Source organism: Paenibacillus borealis (genome assembly GCF_000758665.1).
Classification (GTDB): domain Bacteria; phylum Bacillota; class Bacilli; order Paenibacillales; family Paenibacillaceae; genus Paenibacillus_AQ; species Paenibacillus_AQ borealis.
Genome location: NZ_CP009285.1, coordinates 6,575,855 through 6,588,891, shown reverse-complemented (window position 1 = coordinate 6,588,891; position 13,037 = coordinate 6,575,855). Strand labels below are relative to the sequence as shown.

The following is a 13,037-nucleotide window of genomic DNA, read 5'->3' as shown; positions in this document are numbered from 1 at the left end:
TGGATTAAAGCTATAAATTTTATAAAACTACATACAAAGAGGTGGATGACAAGTGACTTTGAAGAAAAAATTGGCAGTATCTACACTAGCAGTAAGCATGGCAGCGGCATCCGTTGCCGGATTCCCATTCAGCAGTAAAGGCCTGGCCCAGCATCTTGGGATCGTAGGTACGGCTTCTGCGGCAGCGGTTACTCACGCAGATGCGAAGCTCAAAGTGAAGAATGTATATGATCAACTTACTGCAGCAGACAAGGAGAAGCTTCTGGCTTATGAATTAGAAGCAGGCAACATTGACATTACTACATTCAAAGCTATCTTCAAGCCAGTGCTGGACAAGCTTACATTCTTGAATGATGGTGATGTTGCAACTGCCCATAAAGCATTCAAGAGCGTATCCAGTGTAGTTTATGATGTGTATGCTAATGATTTTGCTGAAATTAAAGCTATTCGTTATGATTTGGATAATGTAAACCTGCTTAACAAGATCGCTGCAGAAGCTGGCGTGGCTGAGCTTACATTTGATGACCTGATTGAATTCCTGCTGGGTAGCAATGGTGTGGAAGCAGAACTCCGCGCATTGGTCAGCAGCAAGACAAATGCTCAACTGCTTGATATTATCGCTAATTCCACAAGCCAGGATGCTCTCATTGATGATGCCATTACAGCTGTGCTTAACCACAGAACAGGTACAGGAGCCCTTACAGTTAGTCAGGTAGTATACAATCTTGATATTGCTCCTGCTGATGTGAAGCTGACTCTGAAGAACCTGAATGCTACACTTCCAACAGCGAAGCCTGCGGTGAAGGCTCTTGCTACTGCTTATATCAAAGCGTACGGCTTCAATAGTGGCGGTGATGGCGGTAGCAGCGGTGGCGGTGGCGGAACTGTAGTAACAACTCCAGTTACCAATCCAACAGCTACACCTGGAATCTACGATGTATCCAAGCTGGTAACTATTGTTGGAGACAAGGCGACACTTAAGCTGGTTGATGCTGATGTACTGAAAGCATTCGATGCCCTGGTTGCTGCTAATGCCGGTAAGACAGGCCTTACACTTACCCTGAACCTGGGTACAGTGAATGCTGCAACAGTTGAAGTTCCATTGTCCAAAGCAATCATTGATGCCGCTAAGGCTAAAGGCATTGCCAACATTGCCATTACCTTCAACGGTTTGACCGTAACGATTCCAGTAGGCCAATTCAACGATGCGGTTACACTGACTGTATCCACAATTGCTGACACTACTGTAACCTCGATTTCCAGCCTGAAGCTGGCATCAAGCGTATATGAATTTGATCTGACTGTAGGCGGCGTTGCTACAACAACCTTCCAGCAGCCGTTGACAATCAAGCTGCCACTGAAGAATACAACAGGCCTAGACAAAGAATTGCTCTCCGTTGCTAAGGTTGTATACGGTGCGCTGCAGTTCCAGGGCGGTGTTGTAGACGGTGACTATATCGTAGAACCACGTGACACGTTCTCTTCCTACGCAGTAGTAGAGAACAAAGTAAGCTTCAAAGACATTGCAAGTGTACAGGCTTGGGCGGGAAGACAAATTGCCGTTGTAGCTGCTAAGGGCGCAATCGAAGGCGTGGGTAACGGCAACTTTGCTCCGAAGAGCAATGTGACCCGTGCTGAATTCGCCAAGATGCTGATTCGCGCACTGAACCTGGAGAACAACTCCGCTAAGCAGAGCTTCAGCGATGTTAGCTCTACTTCCTGGTATGCTCCATATGTAGCTGTTGCTGCTGAGAAAGGTATCATTACCGGACGCAGCGCTGCACAATTCGATCCTAATGCAACCATTACCCGTGCGGAAATGGCAACCATGATCGCACGTGCAGTTAAGTCGGTGAACCCTGATGCAACTACTAGTGCAAGTGCGCTAAGCCAGTTCTCTGATGCTGCTAAGATCAGTGCATCGCTGAGAGACGGAGTTGCCTTCGCTGCCAGCAATAACCTGGTTATCGGTAACGCAGGCAAGTTCAACCCTAACAATACTGCTACACGTGCAGAAGCAGCAGTTATTATCTACCGTACAATCAACTTCAAGTAAGTAAATAGTAAGTGTGGAGAGCCTCCTCTCGTCTATTAGAGAGGAGGCACTTTTTTAGCTTAGGTGGAATATTACAGAAACAGCTTGGAGGGAAATTCACTTGTCAGCACAAGAATTGGATCTGCGCGATTATTTCCAGATTGTCAGGAAGAGACTGTGGATGATTGTTAGCATTGTTATCGTGGCATGTGTACTTGCCGGGGTCTACAGCTTATACATTAAGAATCCGGTGTATGAGGCTTCAACGAAGATTATTGTTAATCAGACACCTACTCAATCTACAGTAGGGCAGCTGGATCTTAACCAGATTAATACGAATATTCAGCTTATCAATACGTACAAGGAAATTATTAAGACACCGGCAATCCTCGATGTTGTGGCTAAGGACTATCCGCAATTCGCGATTACTGCGGAGGAAATGCTGAAGAAGGTTAATGTTAGCTCCGTAAACAATACGCAGGTGATGACACTTGTCGTTCGAGATAATTCATATCAGAGAGCCGCAGAAATCGTGAATGCCATATCACTTGTGTTCAAGCAGGAGATTCCTTCCCTGTTCAATGTGCAGAATGTATCCATCCTTAATGAAGCTAAGCTTAATCCTCCAGTTGCACCAGGACCGGTAGAGCCGAATGTGGTGATGAATCTCGCGATTGCGTTTATCGTAGCCTTGATGATCGGTCTGGGGATTGCCTTCTTGCTGGAATATCTGGATGATACGCTGAAGACAGAGGATGACATTAAGAAATACCTTGGACTGCCGACGATTGCGATGATTACACGGCTTGGACAAGAAGAAACGAAGACCACGGAACAGCTAGTACAGACGCAGACCAGAAAGGCGGGAGATCTCGAACATGTCACAGCAGCCAAGTAAACAACGCCATCTGATTACCGTGACGAATCCCCGCTCGCCTGTATCTGAAGCTTTTCGGGCACTGCGCACGAATATTGATTTCTCCTCAGTAGACGAACGGATTCAGGTCATCATGGTCACTTCTTCCGGACCGGAGGAAGGGAAGTCTACAGTGACAGCTAACCTTGCCGCTGCCTATGCTCAAGCGGATAAGAAGGTGCTGCTCATTGACGGTGACTTACGTAAACCTACCGCACACAAGACTTTTTCGCTCAGTAACCGTTACGGATTGTCTTCATTATTATCCCAACAGGCTGAACTGTCTGAGGTGATCCAAGAATCAGGAGTGCATAACCTCTCCTTAATGACTTCTGGTCCTATTCCGCCGAATCCGGCAGAGATGATGGCGTCCAATCGCATGAGTGCTGTTCTGCAGGAGTTACGCCATCTATTCGATGTTATTCTGATTGATACGCCACCACTATTGGCAGTTACAGATGCACAGATTGTGGCCTCCAAGAGCGATGGTGTCATTATGGTCGTGAGTTATGGCAAGGTTAAGCGGGATATTGCCATTAAGGCAAAGGCAGGTCTGGACCGGGTAGGGGCAAGAATGCTTGGCGTAGTACTGAATAATGTTAAACGTAAAGCTAGCGAAGGCTACTATTATTACTATTATGGCAATTGACTTGTCACGTAGAGAAAATTGTTATTTTTGGAGGCACTGAAAATGACAGCGAAAACCAGAGTGTTGGTATTATTTCTGATCGATATCACAATCATATGGTTCAGTATCGTGACTTCCTATCTATTCCGGTTCACTAACCATATTCCTCAGGAATATGTTGTCCAGATGATCGTATTCGGTGTGATTTCGACTGTTGCCTTCGGGGGAAGTCTGGTGTATTTCGGGCTGTACCGCAGAATGTGGCAATATGCCAGTATTGGCGAGATCATATCGGTACTCAAAGCTATTGTGGTAGGAGCCGTAATCTCATACTCGGTAGCTTTCTTTATTCTGCCCCAGCGGGTTCCCTTAAGCATAGAGGTACGTTCGGTGGAGACGATTCTACTGTTGGTAGGCGGAGTGCGGTTTATCTGGAGAGTGTTCCGCAATGACCGGATTAGCAATAAGGATACGGAAATCCACACACTTATTGTGGGAGCCGGGGACTGCGGAATATTGATTGCCAGGGAAATGATGGGGCCTTCATTCGCTCATACACGGCTGGTGGGATTCATAGATGACAGTTCAGATAAATATCACCTGACAATATTAGGAGTCCCTGTGCTTGGCAACCGTTACGATATTCCAAGGATTGTGAAGGAGAAGGAGATCCATGAGATTATTATTGCTATGCCTTCCGTCTCCAAAACAGAAATATCTGAGATTATTAATCTCTCCAAGGCAACAGGAGCGAAGCTGAAGATTATCCCTGCTTTGAATGATTTGATTGCCGGCAAAATCTCTGTCAAGAAGCTGCGGGATGTCAGTGTAGAAGATCTGCTGGGCCGTGAGCCTATAGTAGCCGACATGAACAGTATCCTGGGTTATGTCCATAACAAGACCGTACTTGTTACGGGAGCAGGAGGTTCTATTGGGTCAGAGCTATGCCGCCAGATCTCTCCGTTTGCACCGGACAAGCTGCTGATCCTTGGACATGGGGAGAACAGTATTTATACCATAGAGATGGAGCTGCGCAAGAGCTTCCCTTATCTGAATATTGTGACGATTATTGCCGATGTTCAAGATCGTACAAGGCTGATGGATATATTCCAGAGCCACAAGCCGCAGGTCGTCTTTCATGCGGCAGCACATAAGCACGTTCCCTTAATGGAGCGTAACCCTTCTGAGGCGATTAAGAATAATGTCTTCGGCACGCGTAACGTGGCAGACTGTGCAGACAAATACGGTGCAGAACGTTTTGTGCTGATCTCATCGGATAAGGCGGTTAATCCTACCAGTGTCATGGGAGCAACGAAACGAATCGCTGAGATGTATGTTCAGAGTCTTAACGTAACTAGCCCAACCAAGTTCTCGGCAGTTCGTTTCGGTAACGTACTAGGCAGCCGTGGAAGCGTAATACCGGCGTTCAAGCAGCAGATTGCTGCCGGAGGACCGGTCACAGTTACGCATCCTGAGATGGTTCGATACTTCATGACGATACCTGAAGCGGTTCAATTAGTGATTCAATCGGGTTCCTTTGCAAAGGGCGGCGAAGTCTTTGTGCTAGATATGGGTGAACCGGTAAAAATTCTTACACTAGCCGAGGATTTAATTACATTGTCCGGATACGAGCCCTACAAAGATATTGACATCACCTTCTCAGGTATTCGTGAAGGCGAGAAGTTATATGAAGAACTGTTGACAGATGAAGAGAATCTGGGTTCTACACAGCATGACCGGATTTTCATAGGCAGACCTAATGTCATTAGTCAGAGTCAAATGGAGCTGGAATTCAAACGGCTGGAACGTGTTATAGCTGAAGACGGAGAAGCCATTCGTGAAGTCATTAATCAGATCGTGCCAATGCAACCTGTGATCCAGGCGGCCATTAGCTAATTAGAGATTCGGAGGTACCTGAAGTGAAAAGATGGAAGAAAGTATTGATCTGGACGCTGTCGGTCATCGTGGTGTTGGGAGTTGGCGGATTATTCGCTGCCAATTATGCTGTTGATAAGCTGATGAATTCTATGGCTGATGGATTTGATGTAGAGGCAGACGATACTGGTAATGTACCTCAGGGGCAGATTGTTGAGCCTACAGTAGCAGAGAGTGATCCGTCTGCTGAGCCAACCGATGCTGTTGATCTGACAACAACAACATCACCAGACAGCACACCAGCTTCTACGGCTGCCGGAGAACAAACGGCTGTCAGTACAACTAAGCCAGCAAATAATCCAGCTCCAACGCCAGAGGGTGTGGATGGGATTGCTCATATCTCAACGGATAAGGCTAAAGAAGTTCAAGACAACGTTTCGATTACAGATAAAGCTAATGTAGCGTCAATAGTAGCACAACAGTTGAGTGTATCTGATATTAAGAGATTGCAAGAGTTAGCCAAAGGCGGACTAACTAATGAAGAAAAGCGGGAAGCGCGCAGTATTATTCTTGGTAAAGTCTCCGAAGAACAATATAACGAGCTCTCAAAAGTCGCCAAGAAATACGGTGTTAGTCAAGGCAAGACGCGCGATCAAATACTTGCTGAAGAAGAACAACTCAAAGCACAAGAAAAAGGAAGTGAATGATCTTGTTTAAGGTGAAAATTCCCGCAGCAGCTCTACTGACAGTAGCGTTAATAGGATCAGCACCATTAACAGCATCGGCGCCTATATCGGCTTCAGCTGCTGTTTCTGCAGTAACTGCTTCTACAGTAACTACAAAGGCTTCAAATACAATTAAAGTGCAGAATATAGATGTGAAGTTAATCTTTGATGGTGTGGTTATGCAGCCACCGGCAGGACAATATGTGTTTATGTACAATAACACTACCTATGTTCCTCTAAGGTTCATGTCTTATGCACTGCAGAAGAGCGTAAGCTGGGATGCTAAGAATCTTAAGGTAACAGTAGCAGAGCCAAGTAGTTCGGAAATGGTCGTAATTAAAGAATATTTAATGAATGTTACTAATGATTCTTCTTTTAGAGCTAAGAATATTTCTTTGAACAACGTAAATGCAAGTTATGTATTTAACGGGAATAATAAAGCTTTACCCAAAGGTCAATCCAGTTATCTGTTGAACGGTTCCATATATGTACCACTAAGATTCTTATCGGAATCTGTGGGGAATTCCATTAGCTGGGATCAGAAGACGAAGACTATTACTGCCAACTCTAAGAGTTATGAAGAAAATAATGCTAATGTGAATTCAAACAGCAACGGATCGAGTCCAACTGCAAGTACAGCACCGACAGCAACTGCTGATGCAAATGGAGCAGGTTCAGGATCGGCGGGAACAGGTTCGGGTAAGGTTTCCTACGAGTCTATTACAAGCGCAACAGAAGCGAAGTTGAATGCATTAGAGTCGCAAAGTGCATCTACTCTAATGGGAACCTTAGGCGAATATTTAAGTGCGAAAGATGATGCGACCAGAGAAAGTATTATAGCCAAAGGGAAACAGCAGATATCATCCTTTAGAGCTTCTTTCAATAGTATAATCGCTGACGCTGAACAAAAACTAAACAATAATGGATATAGCACAGCTATCATTCAGCAGTATAAAGATGCATTTGAAGCATCTCTTCAGGGCGGTATAGCCGGAGCTAAATCTTTTATGAATTAGAAGTTCAGAGAATCATCAATATTAGAAACGTGGTTCACCGCTGCCCTCATTTATCTCAGGTAACGATAGCGGTGACCATAGTATCCTAAGGACATGGTGAGCGTATGAAGCCGTATATTTGTATCAAACAAACTTTAGACTTTGCATTGGCTCTAATTGGAATGCTCCTGTTATGGCCTTTTTTCTTGATTATCGCTATTCTGATCAAGTCAACATCTAAAGGTCCTGTCTTATTCCGTCAAAAGCGGTTGGGGAAGAACAAGAAAGAATTCTATATTCTCAAGTTCAGAACAATGCGCACAGATACTCCGGCAGAGATGCCTACGCATCTGTTACAAGATCCGGATTTTTTTATCACTAAAGTTGGGAAATTTCTCAGGAGGACAAGCTTGGATGAACTTCCTCAAATTATAAATATTCTCAAAGCTGAAATGAGTATTATTGGCCCTCGTCCGGCGCTGTGGAATCAGTATGATCTAATTGCTGAACGTGATAAGTATGGTGCGAATGATATCAAACCTGGATTAACGGGATGGGCGCAGGTTAATGGGAGGGATGAGTTGGAGATTTTCACTAAAGCTCGCTTAGATGGGGAGTACGTTCGGAAAATGGGATTCTTCATGGATTTGAGATGTTTTTTTGTAACAGCAATAAGTGTGTTGAAGAGTGACGGAATCGTCGAGGGAGGACCTGGAAATTTAGAGAGTAGAGAGATGTAATGAGGTCTGAGGCCCCAAGCCAGTGCTCTTCCTATGAATGATAAGGGATGCAGCTTAATTCAGCCGGTATTTAATGACTGGTGCTCTAAAACTAAAAAGTGATAATTTAAATGAAAAGACGGTTTTTATTAATATTCCTTCGTAATTGGTGTGTTTTTAACTAAGTCTATAAAGTAGTTATATTAGGCATAGATGATTATATAGTAAGAGTCTAAAATGGGAGAGAATCGGAGTTTCTCTCATGAAGATGTAAGTAAAGATTCAGCTATAATCCAATGCCCTTTAGTGAGGGATTAGAATAGAAGTAGAACAGTATAAACTTAGATAATACTGAAGGGAAGTAATTATAAGTGAAAAAGTTACTTATTACAGGTGGTTCAGGTTTTATTGGGAGTAAAATCATCGACAGGCTTTATAGGGATTATGATATTGTTGTTCTGGATAATTTCTCACCACAAATTCATGGTGAGCACTACGAAGAATCGTTTTTATATCAAAACATTAAAGAGAAATGTACGGTAATTAAAGGCGATGTGCGTAACTATGAAGATATACTGTTAGCGTTGGAAGACGTCGATTATATAATACATCTTGCTGCGGAAACTGGTACGGGACAATCTATGTACGAAATTAATAGATATACTGATGTTAATATCAAGGGAACTTCTAATCTACTTGAAGCTATCCTGAAAAATAAGTTACCTATTAAGAAAATTATTCTATCTTCATCTCGTTCCGTATATGGTGAAGGTATGTACACGTGTAAAGAACATGGTAGTGTTGTACCAAAATCAAGGAAAGTTGATGACATGTTGAACTTGGACTTCGAAGTGAAGTGCCCTATATGTGGGCGCGAAGTCGAACTATGCAAAACATCTGAGGAGTGTTCATTAGCTCCAATTTCCTACTATGCATATACTAAACTTGCACAAGAAAAAATGTTAGAAGTTATGTGCCCAACAATGGAGATTCCATTCACAATCTTTAGATATCAAAACGTATATGGAGCAGGACAATCTCTTACTAACCCCTATACAGGAATCCTTTCTATTTTCTCAAAGTTATTATTACAGAATCAGAACATTAACATCTTTGAAGATGGTAACGAAAGCAGAGACTTTATCCACGTTAGTGATGTAGCTGCAATTACATGTGATGCACTTGAGAATGAGTTGACTAATAATCAATATATTAATGTAGGCAGTGGTGAGAATATTTCTGTAATCCAAGTTGCAGAAACATTGAAGCAATTATATGAATCTAACTCGGATATAAAGATTTCCGGTGACTTCCGAATTGGTGATATCAGACACAATATTGCTGATATTAGCAGAGCGCAACAACTATCTGATTTCAAACCGTCTTTTACCTTTGAAAAGGGTATGGAGGAATTTACTGCATGGGTTAAAGGACAAGAGGAAGGAAATAAGCTTGAGAAATCCAATGATCGTTTTGAATTTTCACTTAAGGAAATGAAGTCAACAGGAATGTTGGTTCAAGTTGAGGGTTAGACTCAGATGAGAAAGAATGTTCTATATATTGGCACCCCGTTTTTTGGATATTATAAACAGATCATAGCGGAGTTCGAGGAACAGGGATGCTCTGTTGATTATTATAATGACAGACCCAGTGAAAGTGCATTAACGAAAGGGTTAATCAAAATCAAAAGAAGTTTGATGAACTCTCTCATTCAGAAGTATTTTGATAAAATCATGGCTGAGACTCAAAACAAAAGCTACGATATAATATTCATCGTTAACTGTAAAGTGTTTACACCAATAATGATTCGGAAATTAAAAGACAGTCAAAAAGATGCCAGATTTATTTTGTATATGTGGGATTCATTAACACTGTATCCTAACAGTAAAGATCTGATCCCTCTCTTCGATCGAGCTTATTCTTTTGATTCTGATGATTGTGACAATTTGGAAGGATTAAGTTTTTTGCCGCTTTTCTATGGTAAGACATATGAGAATGTAGGCGAGGAAGTCGTTGGTAAAAGGCTTTACGACATCGTAAGTGTATGTACGGCCCATCCAAATCGCTATATCATATTGAAGGAATTGTTCCCGCGATTAGAGTCTAATGGAGTTCGTATCTTCTCTTATATGTTTTTGAACAAGTTGCAATATTTCTACAATAAAGCTTGTTTATCTGCGTTTAAAGGAGCAAGAAGTAGTGAATTTAAATTCATACCGCTGTCAGAAAAGGAAAATATAGAAATTCTAAAGAAATCAAATACAGTGTTTGATATACAACATAATCAACAAAGCGGTTTAACGATGAGAACGATTGAAACGCTTGGTGCAAAAAGAAAATTGATCACAACAAACACGAATGTTAAGAAGTATGATTTTTATAACGAAAAAAATATCCTGGTAGTGGAAGAATATGATTTGAACGCTATAGAAACATTTCTGAAACATGAGTATGAACCTATTGATGAACAGATTTATGAAAAATACAGTTTACACAGTTGGCTTGAAACAATTATTTCGGGTGCAGATAGTAAAGGATATTTTGTAGTAGGGCTATAGCAGAGTGACGGAGGTAGTCTATGAAAAATATATATTCACTTTCTGAGACGATATCAACCGCATTTGCATTGATATGTACCAAGTTGTTTTATAGAGGGGCTCGATTAATCAGACGGCCATTTTATTGCCGTGGTAAGTCAAGGCTGCAATTTGCTCAAGGACTTACTACAGGATATAATTGCAGATTTGATTTGCTTGGTGAAGTGACCGATAAAACATCGAAAAAACTTATTTTAGGGGAAAACTGCAAAATTGGCGATTATGTTCATATCGTTGCAAGTGAAAGGGTTATAATTGGCGATAATTGTTTGATGGCTTCCAAGATATTTATTAGTGATACCAGTCACGGTGAATATATTAATTTTGATATTGATTCAAGGCCAGATGTTCCACCAGATGATAGACCTCTGTATACTAAACCAGTTAGTATTGGAAATAATGTTTGGATAGGCGAAAATGCTTGTATACTTTTAGGGGTTAATATTGGAGATGGCTGTATAATAGGTGCCAATTCTGTGGTTAACAGAGATATACCTAATAATTGTATAGTCGCTGGTGCACCTGCAAGGGTCATTAAAAAATGGGATGATTCCTTAAATGTATGGAAAGCAGTTAAAAAGGGTTGAAGGGTACTGTTTTAATATATAAACATGAAATCATAAAAAGGTGAATTATATGAAAATATCTGTGGTAATTCCGATGTATAACAGTAGTGAGACAATTACTAATACACTAGATTCCATAAAAAATCAAACTGCATTTAATTATATCCTAGAAATATTAGTCGTTAATGATGGGTCTACTGATAACTCGTTCAATTTGGTTGAGAGTTATGCTAATGAAAATAGGGGAATGCCAATCATCCTTATAGATAAGCCCAATGGAGGGGTTTCAACAGCTCGTAACATCGGTATGGGAGAAGCTAAGGGAGAATGGATCGCTCTTCTAGATTCAGATGACGATTGGTTACCAGAGAAAATTGAAATACAGATGAATACTATACAGAAACACCCTGAGATTGACTTTTTGGGTGGAGATATAGATGACAAAGGGCTAAAGATATTATGGAGACGAATTGAAGGGCTTTATAAGGCAAATGTAAATGATATTTGCATCAAAATGTTCCCTCAGACTTCTGTTGCGATTTTTAAAAGAAATATCTTTGAACAGATTGGCGGATATGATGAAACTCAGCAGTACGCTGAAGACGGAAATTATTTCTTGAAGATATGCACTAATTATAATTATTATCATCTGCCTATACAAATGGTTTACTACGGTAATGGTAAGCCAGGTTTTGGATTTAGTGGACTATCGGCAAATCTGAAAGGTATGTATTTGGGTAATTTAAAGAATATTAAAGAATTAAAGCAAGAATTCATTATAAAAAATAAATTTTATATTTTTTTACGTGTATTTTATTGGATGAAGTATATTAGAAGAATTTTTATAACTAAATTGCGTTGATTAGAAATAAATCGGAGTGGGAATAGCAAAAGATTCATATATCTAAAACCTTAATAAGATGTTTAGTTATATTATGTGAAATGAATATAAGAAGGGATGGAGTACTTGAAACCTTTAATAAGTATTATTGTTCCTATATATAATGTTGAACAATTTATAAAAAAATGTATTGATAGTATCATTTATCAAACTTATAGGAATCTTGAAATAATTTTGGTGGATGATGGTTCGCCAGATAATTGCGGACGTATATGTGATAGCTATGCAAATCAAGATAATAGGATTAAAGTAATTCATAAAAAGAATGGAGGTTTAAGTTCAGCAAGAAATGCTGGTCTAAACGTGGCTACTGGAAATTATATTGGTTTTGTCGATAGTGACGACTGGATAGAAATTGATATGTTCGAAAAACTTCTTAGCGTATCAGAAAGAGAAGATGCAGACATCGTCCAATGCGGATATAATTCTGTTTTAGAAAATGGAAAGATACTTCGTAAGTATACTTCACTTAATGAAAGTTATAATAATAATAAAGATGTGTTGGCGGCATATTTTTCCCAAACTAAAATAAATGTTGTAGTCTGGAACAAACTTTATAAAAGACACTTATTTGATTCTATTCGTATGGTAGAAGGTAGACTATTTGAAGATACAATGGTTTCATTTGAATTAGTTCTTTCTACGAAAAAATTAGTGAGTATTGAAGGAGAATATTATAATTATCTTCAAAGGAAATCAAGTATTATGGGAAGTACATATTCTTCACAAAAATTAGATATGATTTATGCAGGGAATTATGTCTTATCTAAATGTGAGGCCAATGCACCAGAGTATATAAACCAGGCTCATATTTTGTTGTGCATGTACTGTTTCTATTTGTATTATGACTTGAACTATAGCAGCATACAAAATAAGTCGGAACATAGAAAAACTTTAATGTTTGAGTTTGTTAATCACTATGAAATTGTGAAATATAGTGAAGAATTTAAAATGACCAGATTGAAAAATAAAATATTAATTAAATCTTTTTCATTAAATAAATTTTTGGCAATAATAATATATCGCCTATATTACTTACTGAAAAAAATGTAATAATGGCAGAAAGAAGTTAGCGATAAA

The 13,037-nt window shown here is 40.2% G+C and carries 12 protein-coding genes; all 12 read left to right on the top strand.

The window, feature by feature from the left end:
- The first annotated feature begins 52 nt into the window (after nucleotides 1-52).
- Complete coding sequence (locus PBOR_RS27860) at nucleotides 53-2,056, top strand: S-layer homology domain-containing protein (protein ID WP_042217122.1); 2,004 nt, start codon at nucleotides 53-55, stop codon at nucleotides 2,054-2,056.
- Between the two features lie 100 nt (nucleotides 2,057-2,156).
- Nucleotides 2,157-2,933 carry a YveK family protein gene (locus tag PBOR_RS27855; RefSeq protein WP_081972214.1) on the top strand — a complete coding sequence of 259 codons (777 nt, stop codon included), beginning with the start codon at nucleotides 2,157-2,159 and terminating at the stop codon, nucleotides 2,931-2,933.
- Nucleotides 2,914-3,600, top strand: a complete 687-nt coding sequence (locus tag PBOR_RS27850; RefSeq protein WP_042217121.1) for a CpsD/CapB family tyrosine-protein kinase — start codon at nucleotides 2,914-2,916, stop codon at nucleotides 3,598-3,600. Before PBOR_RS27855 ends, PBOR_RS27850 begins: the two co-directional genes overlap by 20 nt.
- Nucleotides 3,601-3,642: 42 nt before the next feature.
- Entirely contained in the window at nucleotides 3,643-5,475 is a 1,833-nt protein-coding gene (locus PBOR_RS27845) for a polysaccharide biosynthesis protein (protein ID WP_042217120.1), read from the top strand.
- 23 nt (nucleotides 5,476-5,498) lie between these two features.
- On the top strand, nucleotides 5,499-6,161 hold the full coding sequence (locus tag PBOR_RS35750; protein WP_052429665.1) for a hypothetical protein: 663 nt from the start codon (nucleotides 5,499-5,501) through the stop codon (nucleotides 6,159-6,161).
- 11 nt (nucleotides 6,162-6,172) lie between these two features.
- Nucleotides 6,173-7,195: a stalk domain-containing protein gene (locus PBOR_RS27835; RefSeq protein ID WP_245648303.1), complete on the top strand. Its 1,023-nt coding sequence runs from the start codon at nucleotides 6,173-6,175 to the stop codon at nucleotides 7,193-7,195.
- Between the two features lie 104 nt (nucleotides 7,196-7,299).
- The gene (locus PBOR_RS27830; RefSeq protein WP_042217118.1) at nucleotides 7,300-7,914 is read left to right on the top strand and encodes a sugar transferase; all 615 of its coding nucleotides are present in this window, start codon (nucleotides 7,300-7,302) and stop codon (nucleotides 7,912-7,914) included.
- Nucleotides 7,915-8,264: 350 nt separating this feature from the next.
- Nucleotides 8,265-9,425 carry an NAD-dependent epimerase/dehydratase family protein gene (locus PBOR_RS27825; protein WP_042217117.1) on the top strand — a complete coding sequence of 387 codons (1,161 nt, stop codon included), beginning with the start codon at nucleotides 8,265-8,267 and terminating at the stop codon, nucleotides 9,423-9,425.
- A gap of 6 nt (nucleotides 9,426-9,431) precedes the next feature.
- On the top strand, nucleotides 9,432-10,451 hold the full coding sequence (locus PBOR_RS27820; protein ID WP_042217116.1) for a WaaS/CpsH family glycosyltransferase: 1,020 nt from the start codon (nucleotides 9,432-9,434) through the stop codon (nucleotides 10,449-10,451).
- A 20-nt stretch (nucleotides 10,452-10,471) separates the two neighbouring features.
- Nucleotides 10,472-11,077, top strand: coding sequence for a DapH/DapD/GlmU-related protein (locus tag PBOR_RS38200; RefSeq protein WP_042217115.1), 606 nt, complete (start codon nucleotides 10,472-10,474; stop codon nucleotides 11,075-11,077).
- Nucleotides 11,078-11,126: 49 nt separating this feature from the next.
- Nucleotides 11,127-11,918, top strand: a complete 792-nt coding sequence (locus PBOR_RS27810; protein WP_042217114.1) for a glycosyltransferase family 2 protein — start codon at nucleotides 11,127-11,129, stop codon at nucleotides 11,916-11,918.
- A gap of 105 nt (nucleotides 11,919-12,023) precedes the next feature.
- Entirely contained in the window at nucleotides 12,024-13,010 is a 987-nt protein-coding gene (locus tag PBOR_RS27805; protein WP_157764146.1) for a glycosyltransferase family 2 protein, read from the top strand.
- Nucleotides 13,011-13,037: the final 27 nt, after the last annotated feature.

Coding starts and splice junctions, on each gene's coding strand:
- PBOR_RS27810 (WP_042217114.1), top strand. CDS start 11,127: ATGAAAATATCTGTGGTAATTCCGATGTATAACAGTAGTGAGACAATT.
- PBOR_RS27845 (WP_042217120.1), top strand. CDS start 3,643: ATGACAGCGAAAACCAGAGTGTTGGTATTATTTCTGATCGATATCACA.
- PBOR_RS27850 (WP_042217121.1), top strand. CDS start 2,914: ATGTCACAGCAGCCAAGTAAACAACGCCATCTGATTACCGTGACGAAT.
- PBOR_RS27830 (WP_042217118.1), top strand. CDS start 7,300: ATGAAGCCGTATATTTGTATCAAACAAACTTTAGACTTTGCATTGGCT.
- PBOR_RS27820 (WP_042217116.1), top strand. CDS start 9,432: ATGAGAAAGAATGTTCTATATATTGGCACCCCGTTTTTTGGATATTAT.
- PBOR_RS38200 (WP_042217115.1), top strand. CDS start 10,472: ATGAAAAATATATATTCACTTTCTGAGACGATATCAACCGCATTTGCA.